The sequence below is a fragment of the Bradyrhizobium sp. NBAIM08 genome (genome assembly GCF_020193935.1).
In the GTDB taxonomy this organism is placed as follows: Bacteria; Pseudomonadota; Alphaproteobacteria; order Rhizobiales; family Xanthobacteraceae; genus Bradyrhizobium; species Bradyrhizobium yuanmingense.
The window spans coordinates 266,444-287,428 of the sequence record NZ_JADYVR010000005.1 but is presented as its reverse complement, the minus strand read 5'-3'; the positions used below and the strand labels follow the sequence as shown (position 1 = coordinate 287,428).

Annotated in this window: 17 protein-coding genes; 9 read left to right on the top strand and 8 right to left on the bottom strand. The window is 65.1% G+C overall.

The features are described 5' to 3' along the window. Window positions 1-5 precede the first annotated feature (5 nt). The 4 genes from gfa (at window position 6) to I6F37_RS19315 (ending at window position 4,313) form a co-directional block, all read left to right on the top strand. The gene (gene gfa, locus I6F37_RS19330; RefSeq protein ID WP_036007953.1) at window positions 6-569 is read left to right on the top strand and encodes an S-(hydroxymethyl)glutathione synthase; all 564 of its coding nucleotides are present in this window, start codon (window positions 6-8) and stop codon (window positions 567-569) included. A gap of 647 nt (window positions 570-1,216) precedes the next feature. Further along, window positions 1,217-1,669 carry a (2Fe-2S)-binding protein gene (locus I6F37_RS19325; RefSeq protein WP_024342565.1) on the top strand — a complete coding sequence of 151 codons (453 nt, stop codon included), beginning with the start codon at window positions 1,217-1,219 and terminating at the stop codon, window positions 1,667-1,669. Between the two features lies 1 nt (window position 1,670). Beyond that, the gene (locus I6F37_RS19320; protein ID WP_225127673.1) at window positions 1,671-3,983 is read left to right on the top strand and encodes a molybdopterin cofactor-binding domain-containing protein; all 2,313 of its coding nucleotides are present in this window, start codon (window positions 1,671-1,673) and stop codon (window positions 3,981-3,983) included. A 72-nt stretch (window positions 3,984-4,055) separates the two neighbouring features. Next, the gene (locus tag I6F37_RS19315) at window positions 4,056-4,313 is read left to right on the top strand and encodes a hypothetical protein (RefSeq protein WP_036041998.1); all 258 of its coding nucleotides are present in this window, start codon (window positions 4,056-4,058) and stop codon (window positions 4,311-4,313) included. A gap of 94 nt (window positions 4,314-4,407) precedes the next feature. On the opposite strand, the gene I6F37_RS19310 is transcribed toward I6F37_RS19315, so the two are convergent. From I6F37_RS19310 to I6F37_RS19295, 4 genes are all read right to left on the bottom strand, one after another. Next, window positions 4,408-6,132: a methanol/ethanol family PQQ-dependent dehydrogenase gene (locus I6F37_RS19310; RefSeq protein WP_225152521.1), complete on the bottom strand. Its 1,725-nt coding sequence runs from the start codon at window positions 6,130-6,132 to the stop codon at window positions 4,408-4,410. Between the two features lie 143 nt (window positions 6,133-6,275). Next, window positions 6,276-6,929, bottom strand: a complete 654-nt coding sequence (locus I6F37_RS19305) for a ubiquinol-cytochrome c reductase iron-sulfur subunit (protein ID WP_036007969.1) — start codon at window positions 6,927-6,929, stop codon at window positions 6,276-6,278. Between the two features lie 237 nt (window positions 6,930-7,166). After that, window positions 7,167-7,631 carry a group III truncated hemoglobin gene (locus tag I6F37_RS19300; protein WP_036029348.1) on the bottom strand — a complete coding sequence of 155 codons (465 nt, stop codon included), beginning with the start codon at window positions 7,629-7,631 and terminating at the stop codon, window positions 7,167-7,169. Between the two features lie 138 nt (window positions 7,632-7,769). Further along, window positions 7,770-8,621, bottom strand: a complete 852-nt coding sequence (locus I6F37_RS19295; protein ID WP_036007996.1) for a 3-hydroxybutyryl-CoA dehydrogenase — start codon at window positions 8,619-8,621, stop codon at window positions 7,770-7,772. A 316-nt stretch (window positions 8,622-8,937) separates the two neighbouring features. On the opposite strand from I6F37_RS19295, the gene I6F37_RS19290 reads away from it, so the two are divergent. Then, window positions 8,938-9,636, top strand: a complete 699-nt coding sequence (locus tag I6F37_RS19290) for an ABC transporter permease (protein WP_036007971.1) — start codon at window positions 8,938-8,940, stop codon at window positions 9,634-9,636. Here the strand turns inward: I6F37_RS19290 and I6F37_RS19285 are convergent. Next, the gene (locus tag I6F37_RS19285) at window positions 9,610-10,419 is read right to left on the bottom strand and encodes a substrate-binding domain-containing protein (protein ID WP_036007974.1); all 810 of its coding nucleotides are present in this window, start codon (window positions 10,417-10,419) and stop codon (window positions 9,610-9,612) included. The genes I6F37_RS19290 and I6F37_RS19285 overlap by 27 nt on opposite strands. Before the next feature lie 459 nt (window positions 10,420-10,878). Here I6F37_RS19285 and I6F37_RS19280 point away from each other — a divergent pair, with 459 nt between their 5' ends. Together I6F37_RS19280 and I6F37_RS19275 are read left to right on the top strand one after the other, a co-directional pair. Continuing rightward, entirely contained in the window at window positions 10,879-12,012 is a 1,134-nt protein-coding gene (locus I6F37_RS19280; RefSeq protein ID WP_036008000.1) for a hypothetical protein, read from the top strand. 268 nt (window positions 12,013-12,280) lie between these two features. Continuing rightward, entirely contained in the window at window positions 12,281-14,290 is a 2,010-nt protein-coding gene (locus tag I6F37_RS19275; protein ID WP_036007976.1) for a bifunctional diguanylate cyclase/phosphodiesterase, read from the top strand. 7 nt (window positions 14,291-14,297) lie between these two features. Here the strand turns inward: I6F37_RS19275 and hutU are convergent, their stop codons facing one another. From hutU to hutI, 3 genes are read right to left on the bottom strand one after another with little or no spacing between them, the layout of a single operon-like run. Beyond that, entirely contained in the window at window positions 14,298-15,968 is a 1,671-nt protein-coding gene (gene hutU / locus I6F37_RS19270; RefSeq protein WP_225152318.1) for a urocanate hydratase, read from the bottom strand. A gap of 10 nt (window positions 15,969-15,978) precedes the next feature. Continuing rightward, on the bottom strand, window positions 15,979-17,538 hold the full coding sequence (hutH, locus tag I6F37_RS19265; RefSeq protein ID WP_036008018.1) for a histidine ammonia-lyase: 1,560 nt from the start codon (window positions 17,536-17,538) through the stop codon (window positions 15,979-15,981). Further along, complete coding sequence (gene hutI / locus I6F37_RS19260) at window positions 17,535-18,749, bottom strand: imidazolonepropionase (RefSeq protein WP_036008020.1); 1,215 nt, start codon at window positions 18,747-18,749, stop codon at window positions 17,535-17,537. The genes hutH and hutI overlap by 4 nt, the downstream gene beginning before the upstream one ends. 87 nt (window positions 18,750-18,836) lie before the next feature. Between hutI and I6F37_RS19255 the strand changes: the two genes are divergently transcribed. Together I6F37_RS19255 and hutC are read left to right on the top strand one after the other, a co-directional pair. Next, the gene (locus tag I6F37_RS19255) at window positions 18,837-20,195 is read left to right on the top strand and encodes a formimidoylglutamate deiminase (protein ID WP_036008023.1); all 1,359 of its coding nucleotides are present in this window, start codon (window positions 18,837-18,839) and stop codon (window positions 20,193-20,195) included. After that, complete coding sequence (gene hutC, locus I6F37_RS19250; protein ID WP_036008026.1) at window positions 20,192-20,917, top strand: histidine utilization repressor; 726 nt, start codon at window positions 20,192-20,194, stop codon at window positions 20,915-20,917. The genes I6F37_RS19255 and hutC overlap by 4 nt, the downstream gene beginning before the upstream one ends. The last annotated feature ends 68 nt before the right edge of the window (window positions 20,918-20,985 follow it).

Here is a 20,985-nt window from a genome sequence, read left to right as displayed (position 1 = left end):
CGACCATGACTGTTGCACTCCATCCCTCGATCGACAACGGCATCAAGCAAGGCAGCGGCAGCTTCGCCGGCGGCACGCTGGCCTGCAAATGCAGCGACCACCCGGTGAAGGTCGGCATCAAGGGCGACGTCGCCCACAATCACGCCTGTGGCTGCACCAAGTGCTGGAAGCCGCAGGGCGCGACCTTCTCCGTCGTCGCCGTCGTGCCGCGCCAGAACGTCACCGTGCTCGAGAACGGCGACAAGCTCCAGATCGTCGACCCCTCCGCGGTGATCCAGCGTTACGCCTGCAAGGCCTGCGGCACGCACATGTACGGCCGGATCGAGAACAAGAACCATCCGTTCTACGGCCTCGACTTCATCCATCCCGAACTGTTCCAGGAGCAGGGCTCGCAGGCGCCGCAATTCGCCGCCTTCGTTTCCTCCGTGATCGAATCGGGTGTGAAGCCCGAGCAGATGGCCGGCATCCGTTCGCGGCTGAAGGAGATCGGCCTCGAGCCCTATGACTGCCTGTCCCCGCCCCTGATGGACGCGATCGCGACCCATGTCGCGAAGGCCAAAGCCGCTTAGGAAGACTGCCTGGACGCCCGCCTGAACTGGCCGGCCGCCGGATCTTGGCTACACCATCTGCAACTCGCTGGCGTTCGTTGCCGCCAGCGAGCCTCACGGGCCCCGCTGCCGGGACCACCGCGGCGCGATGCCGCCGCTTCTGCACCACGCGTGGGTGAGGACCATCGGCTCCTCAGTCCTGGTCTCTGAATGACTGCGCAGGACCGTCCGCTTCCTGCTTGAAGTTCGCGGTGCTCTGCGTTCTCCCTCCCTCGACTGAGGCCTACTGCTTCGTCCGTTCGGTGCAGCCGGCGGACGAAGCTTTTTTCGTTGCGTCCATTTGATAGGCAACGTGGCGGATGACGCGCCCTGCTTTTGACAAACCGTCGATGCAATCTTTTCCCGGTGAGAACACTCGGCTGTGAACGCCGGGTCGGCGCGATCTCTGCTAGGGTCGCGCCGTCACGATGCCGCACGACGTACAATCAATTAAGAAGAAAACGGGAGGTATCGAGCACATCCAGACATCGCTACCTGCGTTCCTGCCTCCCTCCGGGATTTGCCCGCGCGGGACTACGGCGGGATGTGGCGAGACGACGCACGAGCGGTCGCCGACCGGCGTCGGCGGACTTTGAATTTGGCATGCTTATGAAGAGCGAGGCACGATCATGATCAAGGTGAAGATCAACGGCCAGGAGCAGAGCTGGGACGGTGACCCGGATCTCCCGCTACTCTGGTTCCTGCGTGACGAGGCCGGTCTCACCGGCACCAAATACGGCTGCGGCCAGGCCCTGTGCGGCTCCTGCACGGTCATCGTCGACAAGCAAGCGGTGCGCGCCTGCATCACGTCCGTCAACGACGTCGCCGGACGCGAGGTCACCACGATCGAAGGGCTGCATCCGAACGGCGATCACCCGGTGCAGAAGGCGTGGCGTCAGGTCAACGTGCCCCAATGCGGCTTCTGCCAGGCCGGCCAGATCATGCAGGCCGCGGCGCTTCTGATGGAGAATCCCAAACCCTCGCACGACCAGATCCGCGAGGCGATGTCCGGCAACATCTGCCGTTGCGGCTGCTATCAGCGCATCGAGAATGCCGTCCATCTCGCATCGACGGGAGTGTGACATGAACTTCATCGACAATCCCCGCAAGCTTCGCGGCTTCGAAAAGCACATCAAGGTCGAGAAGGTGTCGCGCCGCAGCATCCTGAAGGGGCTCGGCGTCACCGGCGGCTTCGTGCTCGCCGCCCCCGTGATGTCGCGCCAGGCGCTCGCCTATGAGACCGGCGCCGGCAAGATGCCGCACGGCGTCGTGGTCGATCCGCGCGTGTTCGTTTCGGTAGGCGCGGATGGCATCGTCACCATCGTCGGGCATCGTTCGGAAATGGGCACCGGCGTGCGCACCAGCCTGCCGCTGATCGTGGCCGAGGAGATGGAGGCCGACTGGTCCAGGGTCAAGGTGCAGCAAGCCCATGGCGACGAGGTCAAGTTCGGCAACCAGGACACCGACGGCTCGCGCAGCACGCGGCATTATCTGATCCCGATGCGCCAGATCGGCGCCTCCGCCCGCACAATGCTGGAGCAGGCCGCGGCCAAGCGCTGGGGCGTGCCGGCGACCGAGGTCAAGGCGGTCAACCACGAGGTCGTGCACAGCGCCAGCGGGCGCAAGCTCGGCTTCGGCGAGCTCGCTGCCGACGCCGCCAAGGAATCGGTGCCCAGCATCGAGGGCCTCAAGCTGAAGGACCCCAAGAACTTCCGTTATCTCGGCAAGGGCCAGATCGGCATCGTCGATCTCCACGACATCACCACCGGCAAGGCGAACTACGGCGCCGACGTGCGGCTGCCCGGCATGAAATATGCCGTGATCGCCCGTCCGCCGGTGACCGGCGGCAAGCTGGTCAAGTTCGAGCCGGCGGAGGCGCTGAAGGTCCCCGGTGTCGAGAAGGTGATGCAGGTGCGCGGCTGGCCGTGGCCCTCGAAATTCCAGCCGCTCGGCGGCGTCGCGGTGATCGCGCGCAACACAGGCGCGGCGATCAAGGGCCGCGACGCGCTGAAGCTGACCTGGGACGACGGTCCCAACGGCAAATACGACTCCGTCGCCTACCGCAAGGAGCTCGAGGAGGCCTCGCGCAAGCCGGGGCTCGTGCTGCGCAAGGAGGGCGATGCGGACGCTGCCCTGAAGAGCGCCGACAAGGTGATCGTCGGCGAATACTACCTTCCGCATCTCGCCCATGTCGCCATGGAGACGCCGGTGGCGGTCGCGGACGTCAAGGGCGACAAGGCCGAGATCTGGGCGCCGGTTCAGAGCCCCGGCGGCACCCGCGAGGACGTCGCCAAGACGCTCGGCATTCCCGAGGCCAACGTCACGGTCAACGTGACGCTGCTCGGCGGCGGGTTCGGACGCAAGTCGAAATGCGACTTTGCGCTCGAAGCCGCGCTGCTCTCGAAGGAGCTCGGCGCGCCGGTGAAGGTGCAGTGGACGCGGGAGGACGACATCCACAACGGCTTCCTGCACACCGTCTCGGTCGAGCGGATCGAGGCCGGCCTCGACAAGAGCGGCAAGGTGATCGCCTGGCGCCACCGCAGCGTGGCTCCCAGCATCGCCTCGACCTTTGCCGCCGGCACGGTGCATCAGGCGCCGTTCGAGATCGGCATGGGCCTGGTCGATATGCCGTTCGAGATCGCGAACATCTCGTGTGAGAACCCGCAAGCCGCGGCGTTCACCCGCATCGGCTGGTTCCGCGCGGTCTCGAACATCCCGCGCGCCTTCGCCGTCCAGTCGATGGTCGGCGAGATCGCGCAGGCAACGGGCCGCGACCAGAAAGACATGCTGCTCGAGCTGATCGGCTCGCCTCGCATCGTCAAGCCCAACGTGAAGGACCTCTGGAATTACGGCGAGCCCCAGGACAGCTACCCGATCGACACCGCGCGCCTGCGCAAGGTGGTCGAGCTGGTCGCCGAGAAGGGCGAATGGGGACGAAAGGTGCCGAAGGGCCACGGTCTCGGCATCGCCGTGCACCGCAGCTTCGTCAGCTACATCGCGACCATCGTCGAGGTCGCCGTCGACGACAAGGGCAAGCTGACGGTGCCGCGGGTCGACACGGCGATCGATTGCGGCACCTATGTCAACCCCGAGCGCATCGCTTCGCAGATCGAGGGCGCGGCGATCATGGGGCTCAGTCTCGCCAAATACGGCGAGATCACCTTCAAGGACGGCAAGGTGCAGCAGAAGAATTTTGACGACTTCCAGGTCGTCAGGATGGACGACTCGCCTGTGGTGACCAATGTCTACATCGTGCCGCCCGGACCCGACACGCCGCCGAGCGGCGTCGGCGAGCCCGGCGTCCCTCCGTTCGCGCCAGCCCTGATCAACGCGATCTTCGCAGCGACGGGAAAACGCATCCGCGCGCTTCCGATCGGCAAGCAATTGGAGGCGTGAGACGGAACCGAAGTGCGAGGCGGAACAGAAGCCGCCTCGCGCCGTTTCCATCGATCTGACAGGAGCAGATCGATGACCAACATCTCAAGGGCGCTCGCAGTCTCGCTGTCGGGCGCCTTTCTTTTGACCGCCGCGGGCGCATTCGCCCAGAGCAACACGACGCCGCCGACCACCGCGACGCGCCCCACCGGCCCCGACCAGACTTCGCTGCCGAACGCCAACGCCCCACCCGCCTCCGCCACCCAGACCACCGGGCAGCACAATCCGGATCCCAAGATTCGCGAGATGAACCAGAAGGAGAAGGACAAGGTCGAGCGCGAGGGGAAGTAGTTATCTGGCGCTGCGCAAACAAATGCGGCGGATGTTGCCATCCGCCGCATTCGCCACCCCCCGCTGCTCCGCTTCTTTCGATCCGCCCGCGGAGCTATTTCTTCAGCGCGAAGACCCAGACGACGCCGCCCTGCGGCACGTTGGCTTCGATGCCGATATTGTTGGTCACGAGCGCATCCTGGATGCGCTGCGCGTCGACGCCCCAGCCCGACTGGATCGCGATGTACTGCGTGCCGTCGATCTCATATGACACCGGCATGCCGACGATGCCGGAGTTGGTCTTCTGCTCCCACAGCAGTTCGCCCGTCTTGGCGTGGAAGGCGCGGAAATAGCGGTCGTTGGTCCCGCCGACGAAGACGAGATCGCCAGCGGTCGCGGTGACCGATCCGAACAGATGCGACTTGGGGAAGTTGTGCTGCCAGACCTTCTTTCCGGTTGCGGGATCCCAGGCCTGGAGCTCGCCAAAATGATCCGCGCCCGGCTTTGTCTTCAGGCCGATGTCTTCCGGCTTGGTGCCGAGCCAGAGCTCGCCCGGCTTGAGTGGCACTTTCTCGCCGGTAAAGCCGCCGCAGAAATTCTCGTTGGCAGGCACGTAGACGAGGCCGGTCCTCTGGCTGTAGGCCGCCGATGGCCAATCCTTGCCGCCCCACAGCGAGGGACAGAACTCGACGCGCTTGCCGATCACCGGCTTGTGCGCTGGATCCACGATCGGCTTGCCGGTCTCGTCGATGCCCTTCCAGACGTCAGTGAAGACGAACGGCCATCCGGCGACGTAATTGATCTTGGTCGGAGTCCGCTCCAGCACCCAGAAGATCGCATCGCGTCCCGGATGGACCAGGCTCTTGATGGTGCGGCCGTTGCGCTGCAGATCGATCAGCATCGGCGCATCGACCTCATCCCAATCCCAGGAATCGTTCTGGTGGTATTGGTAATAGGCCTTGATCTTGCCAGTGTCGGGATCGAGCGCGAGCACCGATGCTGTGTAAAGATTGTCGCCGGGATGCGAGTCGCCGGGCCATGGCGCGGCATTGCCGACACCCCAATAGATCGTCCTGGTCTCCTTGTCGTAATTGCCTGTCATCCAGGCCGACCCGCCGCCGTTCTTCCAGTCGTCGCCTTGCCAGGTGTCATGACCGGGCTCGCCTTCACCGGGGATGGTGTAGGTCCGCCACAACTCTTTGCCCTCCTTGGCATCATAAGCAACGATATAGCCACGCACGCCGAACTCGCCGCCGGAGCCGCCGACGATGACCTTACCGTCGACGATCAAGGGCATCAGGGTGAGGTACTGCCCCTTCCTGTAGTCCTGCACCTTCGTGTCCCACAGCACCTTGCCGGTCTTGGCATCGAGCGCGACCACGTGGTCGTCCGTGGTGGCGAGGTAGAGCTTGTCCTCCCACAGACCGACGCCGCGGTTGGTCGGATGCAGCTGGAACAGATCGTCAGGAAGCTGCCGCTTGTAGCGCCAGTATTCGTCGCCGGTCTTCGCATTCAGCGCGATCACCTGGCCCATTGGGGTCGTCACGAACATCACGCCATTGTTGACGATCGGCGGGGCCTGATGGCCTTCGACCACGCCAGTGGAAAAGGTCCAGACCGGTGTGAGGTTCTTCACGTTGGAGGTGTTGATCTGATCGAGCGGGCTATAGCCGTGCCCGTCATAGGTGCGCCGGTAAAGCATCCAGTTGTGGGGCTCGGGGTTTTCCAGCCGCTGCGCGGTGACCGGAGAATAACTCTCGATCGGCCCCGATAGAGCGGCGGTTGAGGCAAGACACGTGAAGGCGACCAAGCCGGACAGTAACCATTGCTTCCTGATCATGGAAGTTTTCATGGACGTTCCCCTTTTTCATCCGCTTGAATTCTTGTTGTGAATTCTTGTTGTGAATTCTTGTCGTTCGTCCCGTCTTCCGCCCTTCGGCGGTGGCGGCTAGTCGTGAGGCGGGCCCAGCCCGCAACCGTCCATCATCCTGGCTGTGTGCCACCTACCTTTCCCATGAAATTGCCGGCGACGCTGAGCGAACCGTCAGCGAGCGCCAGCGGCAGCGCTGCTAGCCGCCGCGGCGCCGGCCCGAACACGACCTGCGCGCCCGCGCGGGGATCGAATTCGGAGTTGTGGCACATGCACTTGAAAACCTCCTTGTCGCCGACATCGCTCTTCACCCAGGCGGTGACGGGACAGCCGGCATGCGAGCAGATCGCCGAATAGGCGATGATGCCGTCGACGGCGCGCGCGCGGGTCTTCTCGTCGAGGTCGGCGGGATCGAGCTTGATGATCAGGATTTCGTTGAGCCGCGAGGCGCTGCGCACCACCGATGTGGTGGGGTCCTTCGGCCAGGCATGGATCGGCGGTCCACCGACCCGTAGATCAGCCGCAGTGATGAGCTTTCCCTCCTGGTCACCTTCGGAGAAGACGAGCAGATCGCCTTTCTGCGGCCGCTCATCCGAGCCGGGCGGATCCTCACCTGCGCGGGCCCTGGTTGAACAGCCGAGACACGCCGTCGTGGCCATCGCACCGAGCAGCAGGGATCGCCGTGTCTGTTCGGTGCCCGCTTCGACGTCGGGTTCCGTAGCATTTTCGGAAGATGATGAATGGGTATCGAACGATGCGCGAGCCATGCCCGCTAGCAGGCGCTGGAACTCTGCCGAAAACAAGGCGAAGACTTGGCGCCGCAGTGCATCAATATGGCTTTGCTCGCGTTGATTGCGTAGGAGTAAATGCGTTCAAGCGCGTTTTCGCGATTTCTACATCGCGTTGCGCGAATGGCATGATGATTTCGCAGATCAGATCCGATGATGGAGGAATTGCTGCGACGCCACGATGCGATGCGGAATCCCACGCAGGCATCGTGTCCTTCACGACCTGAGCACGTGACGCGGCGAAGCGATGCGGCCCGCAAGTGTTGCCGACGCCATCTCAAAGCTGTCCGCGATACGACGCGCCTTGTCGATGAAGAGTGCAGCCGCCGCCGGCGGGCAGACCTCGCGCGCGGTCTGCTCGAACAGGTCGAGCCAGCGATCGAAATGGCCGCCGGCCAGGCTGAGCGGCAGGTGTGCCCGCATCGGTGAGCCATGATAGCGGCCGCTCATCAGCACGACCGACGACCAGAAATCCCTGAGCTTGGCGAGATGCTCGTCCCAATTCTGCACGACGCCGAAGACGGGCCCCAACAGCGCGTCCTCGCGCACGCGTCCGTAGAAGCGGGTGACGAGTTCTCCAATCATCTCCTCGGTGATCCCGGTTCGCTCGATCGCATCCTGGGTCAACAGGCTCCGGCGCGCGGCCGCAGCTTCCCGCTCGGCCTTCAGTCGATCCGACATGTCCTTTGCTATCCGTTCCGTTATCCCCGCAGGCCGCCCGTTCGACATTGTCGGGCCTATCGCACGCGGCGTCTTTGTCGCAGCGCAAATTGCGGGATCTGGCGGCGGACGCTAAGGCGCCCGCCGCCAATGCCTTCGTCAGGCGGAATAAGTGTAAAAGCCCTGCCCGGTCTTGCGGCCGAGATGGCCGGCATCGACCATCTCTTTCAGCAGCGGCGCTGGCCGATATTTAGGATCGTTGAAGCCCTTGTAAAAGACCTCCATCACCGAAAGCATGGTGTCGAGCCCGACGAGATCGGCAAGTGCGAGCGGCCCGATCGGATGGTTGCAGCCGAGCTTCATGCCCGCGTCGATCTCTTCTGCCGTCGCGATGCCCTCCTGGAGCGCGAAGATCGCCTCGTTGATCATCGGACACAGGATGCGGTTGACGGCGAAGCCCGGGCTGTTCTTGGCCGTGATCGCCACTTTGCCGACGCGCTTGGCGAAATCCAGCGCCTTGGCATGGGTGTCGTCCGAGGTCTGCAGGCCGCGGATGAGTTCGAGCAGCGCCATCACCGGCACCGGGTTGAAGAAGTGCATGCCGATGAAGCGGTCGGGACGGTCGGTCGCGGCGGCGAGCTTGGTGATCGAGATCGAGGAGGTGTTGGTCGCGACCAGCGTGCGCGGCGACAGGGTGGCGCAGAGATCCTTCAGGATCTTGACCTTGAGCTCCTCGTTCTCGGTCGCGGCCTCGATGACGAGGTCGCAATCCGACAGCTTCGCCCGGTCCGTGGTGCCGGTGATGCGCTTGAGCGTCGCCTCGCGGTCGGCCGCCGACATCTTCTCTTTTTTGACCAGCCGCTCGAGGCTTCCGCCGACGGTCGAAAGGCCGCGGTTCACCGCCGCATCGGAAATATCGACCATTACGACCGAGAGGCCGGCGGCCGCGCAGACCTGCGCGATGCCGTTCCCCATGGTCCCTGCCCCGATGATGCCAACGGTCTGGATCATTGCGTCACATCCTTCATCCTTGCGGGCGCGCCAGTCGCAGCCCGGCTCCATTGTTCCTGCATTAGGGTCTAGCACCGCCATTGGGCCGGCGCGACCCGATCCTGTTCCTTAGCGCATCCGAGGCCGGAAGAAAGCCGCCCGCGGGGCCGCCAGGCGCCTCGATTGTCGGTCCCTGGCCGCGTCTATCGATCATCCTGAGCCCTTCTCCAACGGCTCCGGCGGGGCTGCCCACCCCCTGGCCCCTTGATTATGGCAGCGGCAGCAGCGAGAAGGGCGGCGCGGGGCTACCGCGGAACAGGGGCTTGCCCGAGACCGGATGAACGATTTCGCACGATCCATCGGTGCCGCCTTTGCGCTGATCGGCGACGCCGACACCGAGCTATTGGGCATCGTCGCCCTGTCGTTGCGGGTCAGCCTGACCGCCAGCATCCTGGCGCTCCTGATCGGCGCCCCCTTTGGAGCCCTGCTTGCGATCACCCGCTTCCGGGGACGCCAAATCATCATCATTCTGACCAATGCCCTGCTCGGGCTTCCGCCGGTCGTGGTCGGGCTCGCGCTCTATCTCTTGCTGTCGCGGTCCGGCCCGTTCGGGGCGGCGGGCTTGTTGTTCACGCCGGCCGCCATGGTGATCGCGCAGACGCTGCTGGCGACGCCGATCGTGGTGGCGCTGGTGCACCGGCCGGCAAGCCTGTTGTGGGCGGAGTATGGCGACCTGGCGCGGATCGACGGGCTGTCGGCCCTGCGCAGCATGGCCCTGCTGTTCGCGCTCGGCCGGACCTCGTTGCTGACGGCCTTTCTCGCCGCGTTCGGACGTGCCATCGCAGAAGTCGGTGCCATCATCATCGTCGGTGGCAACATCCGCGGCTTCACCCGCACGATGACGACGGCGATCGCACTGGAAACCAGCAAAGGCGAGCTGCCGCTGGCGCTCGGACTCGGGCTGATCCTGCTCGCTCTCAGCGTCGCGGTCTCGACCGTCGCCTTCGTCCTAGTTGGGCGCGTTGGGGAAAAATAGCTGCTCGCCGCCGACCTTGTACCCGGCGATCGCTTGCTGCCCTTGCGGCGAAACCAGCCAGTCGACGAAAGCCTGTCCCTCCTTTGCCTTCACGTTCGGATGCTTTGCAGGATTGACCAGCATGACGCCGTACTGGTTGAAGAGCCGCTTGTCACCCTCGGTCAGGATGGCGAGTTCGCCACGGTTCTTGAACGACAGCCAGGTGCCGCGGTCCGACAGGAGGTAGGCGTTCGACGAGGAGGCCATGTTCAGTGCCGGGCCCATGCCCTGGCCGATCTCCCGGTACCAAATGTCCTTGCCGGCACTGAGGTCGACGCCAGCCTCCTTCCATAGTCTCAGCTCGGCCGCATGCGTGCCGGACTTGTCGCCGCGCGAGATGAACGGCGCCTTTGCGGTCGCAATCTTGCGCAGCGCCTCGGCCACGTCCTTGCTGCCCGAGATCTGCGCCGGATCGCTCTTGGGGCCGATGATGACGAAGTCGTTGTACATGACGTCGAAGCGCTTCACGCCCTGCCCTTCGGACATGAACCTGTCCTCGGCAGGCCTGTCGTGGACGAACACCACGTCGGCATCGCCGCGCCGCCCGATGTCCAGCGCCTGGCCGGTGCCGACGGCGACGACCTTCACGCCGATGCCTTCGGCCTTCGAGAACAGCGGCAGCAGATGACCGAACAGCCCCGACTGTTCCGTCGAGGTGGTCGAAGCCACGGTGATGGTGCGATCCTGTGCGGATGCGATGGTGGACCAGAGCAGAACCGCTCCGATGGTGACAAGCTTCCTCATGCGACGTCCCGGGCTGGGCAATGACGGTTCTGAATAGCGGCTCGCGAGGGTGGCGGGAACCCCAAGCTTCGGATCGCAACGAGAGTTGATGCGGGCGGTGCACCTCGTCTGACAGAAAAAACGCGCCGGCGCGGGCTAGGCACGCCTGCAAAACAAGAAGTGAAAAAACAACCCCATGCACAGTAGCGATGGGGTTGAAACGCCTGAGCATTTTCGGTATTACCGAAGGCACGCTTGCGGCGTCGGGCAAAACAGGGGTATTATTGCATCATCGGCTGCTGTGCGGGTTGCGTAACTCGGGCGGATGCGCGCTGGATGCGTGGATGTTCTGCAATTGGTCCTGCCTACGTTGACACGGATGTGACGGCCGGGGCAGGTTTTCACATTGCTGGCGAATCAGCGATTGCCTCACGCCGAGTACCTCTTGGACAACTCCCAGTGCTTTCGAGACTGATATCGTTGCTGCGCCGCATCCCTGCGGTGAACTGGGCGTTTTCCCGACTCCGGCCTATGCCGCACAGCGGCAACATTGAGGTCGCGCCGACCGTCACGGACGCTGCGCCCGCCATCATCGAAGACGTCGCGGTCCCGGCTCAAGCTCCAAGCGCCGAGATCAGCACCGCCCCGGTGCGCGACGACGCTGCCCCCGCCACCCAGGCTCTGGTCGCGGAGAACGATGCGGCTGTGTCTGTCGTCGCGGAGAATCCGTCCGACGAAATCCGTATCAGCGGGGACTCCTCTCCGGAGACCGTGACGGAAATCGAGGCGCCCGCGACGCCGCCAGCCTCCGAGGAGGTGCTGGCTGCATCGGTCGGTGCGGAGAGCGAGCCAGTTGCAGCCTCTGATCTCGCCATCGTTGATGATGATGCATCGCCTGCTGAGATTCCTGCAGAGGTCGACTCCGCCGTCGTAGAAGAGGTTGTGATTTCGTCAGCGGAGGTCGCGACCGCCTTGACTGATGTCCCTGATGTCATCATCGAGGCAACCTCCTCGCCCGACGTTTCCGCTGCCGTCGATCCGGTCGCCGTCGAAGAAGTCGAGCTTCTCCGCGCCGAGGCCGATAGCGTCACGACTGATGCCTCTGAAGCCAGCGCCGACAGCGAACCGGCGCCCGTTGTCGAAAGCCCGCAAGTCCCTACAAACGATGTTCCGCTCGCTGCGGCAACTAACGACTCATTGAGCGGCGTCACCGCCATCGAGCCGGTTCAGCCTCTCGCGTCTCCCCCTTCCGAGCTCCGCCGCGTACCGAAAGTTCGCGCGAGAGCCGCAGAGCCCGCCGACCGCGCCGCGCTGATCCGGCAGCGCTGGGCGGAGAGCGGAATCAGGATGTGGAATCCGCGGCTGCACGGCAACGGCGAAGCCGCGCTGAACATCCAGGGAAGCATCGGGCTGCTGCCCCCGGCACCCGGCGAGACAATGCCGCGCTACGACAAGCTGGAATTCAGGATGCTCGGCGGACAGATCGTCTGTGAGGGCGTGATCGTCGAGGCACCGGTTCAGGCGAGCCATCGGAGCTTCACGCAGCTTGCCGAGCCGCGGACCAGCGAGCGCGTCCGCGAACCGGCGCGCGAGCGCCAGGCCGTCCTCGCCTGATCCGACCGTGGCCATGTGCTAGGCTGATGTCGCGCATGGGCGATAGCAGGCGGTAGCTGCAGCGATTTCGGGCGATCTGTGCCTGAGACGTGCGCACGCTGCGGCCGGATATCCTTAACGGGACCTCACCAATGCACGCGATCGGAAAATCGTAAGGCAGCGCGCAACCAGTGCTGGCCTGCCCGGGCCAGAATTGATCTAACGGGCCCTTTACCCCTGCCGTGCAAGATTGCCCACGTTTTTCAGGGGATCTGGGGCTCGTATTGCAATGCCTGTTGCCGATTTAAAATCTCATCTTGCCGCCGCGATGCGATTGTTTCGCGTTCCTGCCGACAATCCGGACCTGACGCGCGCGCAGTTCGACGCCTTCTCCAAGCAGATCCCGCTGCTCTACTTCATCCTCATCAGCAACACGATTGCGGTCGCCTACACCTATGTGAACGTGGCGCCGGACTGGCTGACGATGATCGTGCCGGCCGTGCTGACGGTGCTCGCGGGCTTGCGGACCTTCTGGTGGCTGCGCCAGCGCCGGCTGGTGCGCAGCGACGCCGACATCCTGCGCAATCTGCGCGCCACCAACTGGCTGACCCTGCCGATCGGTGCCGGCTTCACCGCCTGGTCGTTCGCGCTCTACCCCTACGGCGATCCGTTCGCCAAGAGCCAGGTCGCGTTCTACATGGCGCTCACCGTGATCGGCTGCATCTTCTCGCTGATGCATCTGCGCTCGGCGGCGCTGATCGTGACGCTGATCGTCGACGTGCCCTATGTGCTGTTCTTCTTCGCCACGGGCGAGCCGACGCTGAAGGCGATCGCGGTCAACAACCTCCTGGTTTCCGCCGCGATGGTGACGGTGCTGTTCATCTACTATCGCGACTTCGCCGATCTCGTCGCCAGCCGCAAGTCGCTGCTCTCGCAACAGGCGGCGACGCAGGCGCTCTCTGACGAGAACTTCCGCCTTGCCAATCTCGATTCACTCACCGAGCTGCCGAACCGCCGCCGCTTCTTCGCCGAACTGTCGAGCGCCTTCACCGATGCCGAACGCAGGAACGTTCGGATCGCGGTCGGCATCATCGATCTCGACGGTTTCAAGCCGATCAACGACAATTACGGCCATTCGGTGGGAGACCGCGTCCTGATCGAGGCCGGCCGGCGCATCCGCGAGGTCTGCGAGGGTTTTGGTCCGCAACGGGTCGAATTCGCCCGATTAGGCGGCGACGAGTTCGGCCTGGTCGTTTGCGGCGACCCCGACGATGCGGACCTGCTGCGGCTGGGCCAGCGCATCGGTGACCAGGTCAGACTTCCCTATCAGCTCGACACTGCCCATACCGGGCTGTCCTGCTCGATCGGCTTTGCCTCGTTTCCCCAATCGGCAACGACCGCGGAAGCACTCTATGAATGTGCCGACTATTCGCTCTATCATGCCAAGCGCCATCTGCGCGGCCGCACCGTGATCTTCTCGAGCGAGCTCGAGGCCGAGATCCGCAGTCGCGGAGTCATCGAGAATCTGCTGCGCACCGCCGATTTCGGCACCGAGATGGACCTGGTGTTCCAGCCGATCGTCGATGCCATGAGCGAGCACACCGCCGGCTTCGAGGTTCTGGCGCGCTGGCGCAGCGCCCGCCTCGGCCTGGTCTCCCCGGCCGATTTCATTCCGGCCGCCGAGCGCATCGGACTGATCCGGCCGCTGACGCAAGCGCTGCTGGTGCGCGCGCTCGCCATCGCCAGGACATGGCCCGATCACATCCGCCTGTCGTTCAATCTCTCAGCCCACGATGTCTGTGCGGCGGAGGGCATCCTGCCGCTGATCTCGATCATCGAGAAGAGCGGGCTGCCGCCGCGCCGGATCGATTTCGAGATCACCGAGACCGCCGTCACCTTCGATTTCGTCCGCGCACAGCAATCGATCGCAACGCTGAAGGCAATGGGCTGCGGCATTTCGCTGGACGATTTCGGCACCGGCTATTCGTCGTTGAGCCACGTGCACCGGTTGCCGCTCGACAAGATCAAGGTCGACCGCAGCTTCGTTTCCGACATCAACGAGAATCCCGTCAGCCACAAGATCATCAAATCGCTCACCGGTCTCTGCGACGACATGGAGATCGCCTGCGTCGTCGAGGGCGTCGAGACGCGTGCTCAGCTCGACACCCTGCGCCGCCTGGGATGCGACTTCATCCAGGGTTACTATTTCGCCAAGCCCATGCCGGCCGATGCGATTGGCGACCATCTTGCGAAGGAGAGCCGGCGCCTCGACGGCACCGGGACCAAGGTCGTGGCCTGAGCCTAGTCTACTCCGCCAGGCTCGGCAGATCGAGCCCCTTGTCGCGCGCGCACTCGATCGCGATGTCGTAGCCTGCATCGGCGTGGCGCATGACGCCGGTGGCGGGATCGTTCCACAGCACGCGCTCGATCCGCTTCGCAGCCTCGGGCGTGCCGTCGGCGACGATCACCATGCCCGCGTGCTGCGAATAGCCGATGCCGACGCCGCCGCCATGATGCAGCGACACCCAGGTCGCTCCGCTGGCGCAATTGAGCAGCGCATTGAGCAGCGGCCAATCGGACACCGCATCCGATCCGTCCTTCATCGCCTCGGTCTCGCGGTTGGGGCTCGCCACCGAGCCGCTGTCGAGATGATCGCGGCCGATCACGATCGGCGCTTTCAATTCGCCACGCGCCACCATCTCGTTGAAGGCAAGACCGAGGCGATGGCGATCGCCGAGGCCGACCCAGCAGATGCGGGCCGGCAGGCCCTGGAATTTGATGCGCGCCTTTGCCATGTCGAGCCAATTGTGCAGATGCTTGTCGTCAGGCATCAGCTCCTTGACCTTGGCATCGGTCTTGAAGATGTCCTCGGGATCGCCCGACAGCGCGGCCCAGCGGAATGGCCCGACGCCGCGACAGAACAGGGGGCGGATATAGGCGGGCACGAAGCCGGGGAAATCGAAGGCGTTCTTCAGGCCCATGTCCTGTGCCATCTGGCGGATGTTGTTGCCGTAGTCGAGCGTCGGAATGCCCTGGGCATGGAAATCCAGCATGGCCTGGACATGCTCGACCATCGACGTCTTCGAGGCGCGCTCCACTGCCTTCGGATCGGACGCGCGCTTGGCTTCCCATTCGGCAAGCGTCCAGCCCTTCGGCAAGTAGCCGTTGATGGGATCGTGCGCGCTGGTCTGGTCGGTGACGATGTCGGGCTTGACGCCGCGGCGCACCAGCTCAGGGAAGATCTCCGCGGCGTTGCCGAGCAGGCCGACCGAGACCGCCTTGCTCGTCTTCGCGGCGTCCGCCATGATCGCGAGCGCTTCATCAAGCGTTGCGGCTTGCCGGTCGAGATAGCCGGTCCGCAGGCGCATCTCGATGCGGCTCGGCTGGCATTCGACCGCAAGCATCGAAGCGCCGGCCATGGTCGCCGCCAGCGGCTGCGCCCCGCCCATGCCTCCCAAGCCGGCCGTGAGAATCCATTTACCCGCGAGGCTGCCGCCGTAGTGACGCCGACCGACCTCGACGAAGGTTTCATAGGTGCCCTGCACGATGCCCTGGCTGCCGATATAGATCCAGGAGCCCGCCGTCATCTGGCCGTACATCATCAGGCCCTGGCGATCGAGCTCGTTGAAATGATCGAGCGTCGCCCAATGCGGCACGATGTTGGAATTCGCGATCAGCACGCGCGGTGCATCGGCATGGGTGCGGAACACGCCGACCGGCTTGCCGGACTGCACCAGCAGCGTCTGGTCGGCCTCGAGCTTGCGCAAGGCCGCAATGATCCGGTCAAAACTCTCCCAGTCGCGCGCGGCGCGGCCGATGCCGCCATAGACGACAAGCTCGCTCGGGCGCTCCGCGACGTCAGGATCGAGATTGTTCATCAGCATGCGCAGCGGCGCTTCCGTGAGCCAGCTCTTGGCGCTGATGTCGCTGCCGCGGGGAGCGCGGATGGTACGGTCATTGTCCAGACGGCGGTTCATGCGGGCCTCTTCAGACGAGTCTCGGAAACGGATCGGTGGGAAGCTGGGCGAGCGCAGCAGCTGGAAGCGCATCGGCCTCGATCAATGCAGCGGCCTTGGCCAGATCGCCGGCCATGTAGCGATCGGCGCCCAGTGCGGGCACCTGCTCGCGCAATGCGGCAATGACGGCGACCAGCGGCGCACTGGTTGCATGCGGCGCGCGCAGCGTGATGCCTTGGGCAGCGACCAGAAGCTCGATGCCGAGGATGGCGGCGAGATTGTCGGCCATGTCGGACAGGCGCCGCGCAGCATGCGCGGCCATCGAGACATGGTCTTCCTGATTGGCGCTGGTCGGCGTCGAATCGATCGAGCAGGCGAGCGCACGCTGCTTGTTCTCGGCATAGAGCGCGGCCGCCGTCACCTCGGCGATCATGAAACCGGAATTGATGCCGGGATCTGGCGTGAGGAACGGCGGCAGTCCGAAATTGAGCGCGGGGTCGACCAGCGTCGCGATGCGCCGCTCGCTGATCGCGCCGATTTCCGACAGCGCCAGCGCGATGGCATCTGCGGCAAACGCCACCGGCTCGGCGTGGAAATTGCCGCCGGAGACGATCTCCCCGGTCTCGACCAGCACCAGCGGGTTATCGGTGACGGCATTGGCCTCCACGATCAGCGTGCGCGCGGCCTGCGTGATCAGATCGAGCGCGGCACCGGCAACCTGTGGCTGGCAGCGCAGGCAATAGGGATCCTGCACACGCTCGTCGCCTTCCAGGTGAGAGAGGCGGATGTCGCTGCCGTCGAGCAGCGCGGTCAGCGTCGCGGCCGCCGCGATCTGGCCGGCATGGCCGCGCAGCGCCTGAATTTCAGGGCGGAACGGTGCCGTCGAGGCCATCGCCGCATCCACCGACAGTGCACCGGTCACCAGTGCGGCGCGGGCGAGGCGATATGCACGCAGCACGCCCGATAGCGCGTAGGCGGTCGAGAATTGCGTGCCGTTGATCAGCGCGAGGCCTTCCTTGGGCCCAAGGGTCAGCGGCTTGAGGCCGGCGGCGGCGAGTGCCTCGCTGCCGGACACGATCTTGCCATCGATGATCGCCTGCCCTTGGCCGATCATCACGGCCGTCATATGCGCAAGCGGTGCCAGATCGCCGGAGGCGCCGACCGAGCCCTGCTGCGGCACCAGCGGATAGACGCCACGGGCCAGCATGTCCTGCAACTGCTCGATCACCGCGCGGCGCACGCCGGAAGCGCCGCGGCCGAGCGAGACGATCTTGAGCGCCATCATCAGGCGGACGATGAGCTCCGGCGTCGGCTGGCCGACGCCGCAGCAATGCGAGACGATCAGGTTGCGCTGAAGCAGCGCGGTCTGGTCCGGCGGAATGCGCTTCGACGCGAGCTTCCCGAAGCCGGTGTTGATGCCGTAGACGGGGACGTCGGCCTGCGCGGCCTGCGCAACGATCAGCGCAGCCGCATCGACACGCGGCCAGAACGAAGGATCGAGCAAGACGGGAGCACCTTCGAGCACGCGCGCGAGATCGTCGAGGCTCACTGTTCCCGGCTTGACGACGATCGCTGTCTCCTGCTCCGTCATTGCCCCCTCCATACCCGCTTGTGCAGCGGATTGAAGCCGATGCGGTAGACCAGTTCGGCCGGCCGCTCGATCTCCCAGATCGCGAGGTCGCACCATTTGCCGGCATCCAGTGTGCCGGTCTCGTTCAGCAGGCCGAGCGCCCGCGCGCCTTCACGGGTGACGCCGGCGAGGCACTCGGCCACATTCATCCGGAACAATGTCGCGCCCATGTTCATCGCGAGCAGCAGCGAGGTCAGTGGCGAGCTGCCGGGATTGCAGTCGGTCGCCAGCGCCATGGGAACGTTGTGTTTGCGGAACGTCTCGACCGGCGGCTTCTGCGTCTCGCGAATGAAGTAGAACGCGCCCGGCAGCAGCACGGCCACCGTGCCGGCCCTCGCCATGGCGGCAGCACCGGCTTCATCTGTATGCTCGAGATGATCGGCCGAGAGTGCCGAGAATTTCGCGGCAAGCGCGGCGCCGCCGAGATTCGAGAGCTGGTCGGCATGGAGCTTGACCGGCAGTCCAAGTCCCCTCGCCGTTTCGAACACCCGCGCGGTCTGCTCGGCGGAGAATGCGATGCCCTCCATGAAGGCATCGACGGCATCGGCGAGGCCCGCTTTTGCGACCGCCGGCAGCATCTCCTTGCAGACGAGATCGATGTAACTATCCTTGTCGCCACCCGCCTCGACCGGCAGCGCATGCGCACCCAAGAACGACGTGCGGATCGTAACAGGCCGCTCACGGCCGAGGCTGCGCGCAGCCGCGAGCTGGCGCATCTCGGTTTCTGTGTCGAGGCCGTAGCCGGACTTGATCTCGACCGTAGTGGCGCCCTCAGCCGTCAGCGCGTCGAGCCGCGGCAGCGCGCCTGCGACGAGCTCGGCTTCGCTCGCCTGGCGCGTTGCCGCCACGGTCGAGACGATGCCACCGCCGGCGCGCGCGATCTCCTCATAGCTTGCCCCCTTCAGACGCAGCTCGAATTCATGCGCGCGGTTGCCGCCATAGACCAGATGGGTATGGCAGTCGACGAGACCAGGCGTGATCCAGCGCGCCTTGCAATCGATCCGCTCGATAGCGTCTGCATCGGCGGGAAAATCCGCTTTCGCGCCCGCATAGGCGATGCGACCGCCGCGTGCGGCGATGACACCATGCTCGATCTCGCCAAGATCGGCACGATCGACCCGCATCGTCGCGAGGCGGGCATTGTGCCAGATCCGGTCGAAGCGCTCTGCCATGCGGGTATCCCTTCGCCCTGGGGATGCTTGACTTATATGTCTAGACATATAATCGTAAGACGGTTCTGTCCAGCCGGCGTGTAGATCATGACCCGACTGCATTTCGCTTCCGCGCTCCTGCCTTCCGGCTGGGCCAATGACGTGCAGGTGGTGATCGCCGCCGGCGCGATCGCCGCGGTGACGCCGGGCGTGGCGCCGTCCGCCGGCGACGAACGCCATGCCATCGCGCTTCCCGGACTTGCGAGCCTGCACAGCCACGCCTTCCAGCGCGGCATGGCAGGCCTTGCCGAATTGCGCGGCGATTCCACCGACACGTTCTGGACCTGGCGCGAGACGATGTATCGCTTTGCGCTGGCGATGACGCCCGACGACGTCGCGGCTGTGGCGACGCTGCTCTATGTCGAGATGCTCGAGCAGGGTTTTACCCGCGTCGGCGAATTCCACTATCTGCACCACGACCGCGACGGCTCGCCCTACGCTGACCCCGCCGAGATGGCCACGCGGATTGCACAGGCGGCCGAAGCCTCGGGCATTGCGCTGACGTTGTTGCCGACTTTCTATGCGCATGGCTCGTTTGGAGGCGCAGCGCCGCATGCCGGGCAGCGCCGCTTCATCTGCTCGGTCGATCAGTTCGCCGCATTGATGACGGCCTCGCGCCAGGCGATCAGCGCCTTGCCCGGCGCCAATATCGGCATCGCTCCGCACAGTTTGCGCGCGGTCACGCCGGACGAGCTCGCCGCGATCCTTCCGCTCGCCGAGGGCGGGCCGGTGCACATCCATGCCGCCGAGCAGGTGAAGGAGATCGAGGATTGCCTCGCCTGGTCGGGCCGGCGTCCGGTGCAATGGCTGCTGGAGTATGCGCCCGTAAATCAACGCTGGTGCCTCATTCACGCGACCCACATGACGAGTGAGGAAGTGACGGCGTTCGCCAAGACGGGCGCGGTCGCCGGCCTTTGCCCGATCACGGAGGCGAGCCTCGGCGATGGCATTTTTCCGGCGCGAGAGTTCCTCGAGACCGGCGGCCTTTTCGGCGTCGGCACCGATTCCAACGTGTTGATCGGCGCCGCTGACGAATTGCGCCAGCTCGAATACGGCCAGCGGCTCAAGCACCGCCAGCGCAACGTTCTCTCCGGCGGCGCCGGCCGCTCCACGGGACGCTCGCTGTTCGACGGGGCGCTCGCCGGCGGCGCGCGGGCGCTGGCGCAGCCGACGGTCGGCCTCACACCCGGCGCGCGCGCCGACATCATCACGCTCGACACGGCGCATCCATCGCTGGCGGGACGCGCGCAGGATGCGGCCATCGACGGCTGGATTTTTTCTGCCGGCGGCGCCGCCATCGATTGCGTCTGGGCCGGGGGCAACAAGGTGGTCGAGCGCGGTCAGCATGGATTGCGCCAAGCCGCACGCGAACGCTTCAACGCATCGATCCGGAGGCTCGTGGCATGAGCCTCGTCACCGATGCCGACAGGCCGACGCTCTACAAGCGCATCCGCGCCGACATCGAGCAGCGCATCCTGACCGGCGAATGGCCGCCCGGCCATCGCATTCCCTTCGAGCACGAGCTGGTCGCGCGCTACGGCTGCTCGCGCATGACCGTGAACAAGGCGCTGTCTGAGCTGGCGCAGGCCGATCTGATCGAGCGGCGGCGGCGCGCCGGCTCGTTCGTGCGACGGCCGCAGCATCAGTCGGCGGTGCTCAAGATCGCCGACATCCGCGCCGAGATCACCGCGCTCGGGCGCAGTTACGGCTACGAGCTGATCGGCCGCAAGCTGCGCGCGGCGACGGCCGCCGACCGTGACCGGCTCGGCGTGAAGAAGGCCAACAAGGTGATCGCGATCACCTGCCGGCATAGCGCCGATAAGGTCCCGTTCGCGGTCGAGGACAGGCTGATCGATCTCTCGTCCGTTCCTGACGCCGCGACCGCGGATTTCTCGCGCGAGCCGCCCGGCTCCTGGCTGCTTCACCATGTCCCATGGACCGAGGCCGAGCACACGATCAGCGCCATCGTTGCGGACGACCGTGCGGCGGAAGCGCTCGCGATCGCCGTCGGCGCCCCCTGTCTCGTGATCGACCGCTATACCTGGCGCAGCGCACGCACGATCACCGCCGTGCGCCTGCTCTATCCCGGTGACTCACACCGCCTTGTCGCGCGATTCAAGGGAGGTTGAGAGGATATGTCGGCACAAATCGTGCAACGCTTCGCGGAACCGCCCATATGGGCCGGCAGAGATCAACA

Excerpts from the sequence above, each read along its gene's own strand:
- gfa (WP_036007953.1), top strand. The coding sequence starts at position 6 with ATGACTGTTGCACTCCATCCCTCGATCGACAACGGCATCAAGCAAGGC.
- I6F37_RS19325 (WP_024342565.1), top strand. The coding sequence starts at position 1,217 with ATGATCAAGGTGAAGATCAACGGCCAGGAGCAGAGCTGGGACGGTGAC.
- I6F37_RS19320 (WP_225127673.1), top strand. The coding sequence starts at position 1,671 with ATGAACTTCATCGACAATCCCCGCAAGCTTCGCGGCTTCGAAAAGCAC.
- I6F37_RS19315 (WP_036041998.1), top strand. The coding sequence starts at position 4,056 with ATGACCAACATCTCAAGGGCGCTCGCAGTCTCGCTGTCGGGCGCCTTT.
- I6F37_RS19310 (WP_225152521.1), bottom strand. The coding sequence starts at position 6,132 with ATGATCAGGAAGCAATGGTTACTGTCCGGCTTGGTCGCCTTCACGTGT.
- I6F37_RS19305 (WP_036007969.1), bottom strand. The coding sequence starts at position 6,929 with ATGGCTCGCGCATCGTTCGATACCCATTCATCATCTTCCGAAAATGCT.
- I6F37_RS19300 (WP_036029348.1), bottom strand. The coding sequence starts at position 7,631 with ATGTCGGATCGACTGAAGGCCGAGCGGGAAGCTGCGGCCGCGCGCCGG.
- I6F37_RS19295 (WP_036007996.1), bottom strand. The coding sequence starts at position 8,621 with ATGATCCAGACCGTTGGCATCATCGGGGCAGGGACCATGGGGAACGGC.
- I6F37_RS19290 (WP_036007971.1), top strand. The coding sequence starts at position 8,938 with ATGAACGATTTCGCACGATCCATCGGTGCCGCCTTTGCGCTGATCGGC.
- I6F37_RS19285 (WP_036007974.1), bottom strand. The coding sequence starts at position 10,419 with ATGAGGAAGCTTGTCACCATCGGAGCGGTTCTGCTCTGGTCCACCATC.
- I6F37_RS19275 (WP_036007976.1), top strand. The coding sequence starts at position 12,281 with ATGCCTGTTGCCGATTTAAAATCTCATCTTGCCGCCGCGATGCGATTG.
- hutU (WP_225152318.1), bottom strand. The coding sequence starts at position 15,968 with ATGAACCGCCGTCTGGACAATGACCGTACCATCCGCGCTCCCCGCGGC.
- hutH (WP_036008018.1), bottom strand. The coding sequence starts at position 17,538 with ATGACGGAGCAGGAGACAGCGATCGTCGTCAAGCCGGGAACAGTGAGC.
- hutI (WP_036008020.1), bottom strand. The coding sequence starts at position 18,749 with ATGGCAGAGCGCTTCGACCGGATCTGGCACAATGCCCGCCTCGCGACG.
- I6F37_RS19255 (WP_036008023.1), top strand. The coding sequence starts at position 18,837 with ATGACCCGACTGCATTTCGCTTCCGCGCTCCTGCCTTCCGGCTGGGCC.
- hutC (WP_036008026.1), top strand. The coding sequence starts at position 20,192 with ATGAGCCTCGTCACCGATGCCGACAGGCCGACGCTCTACAAGCGCATC.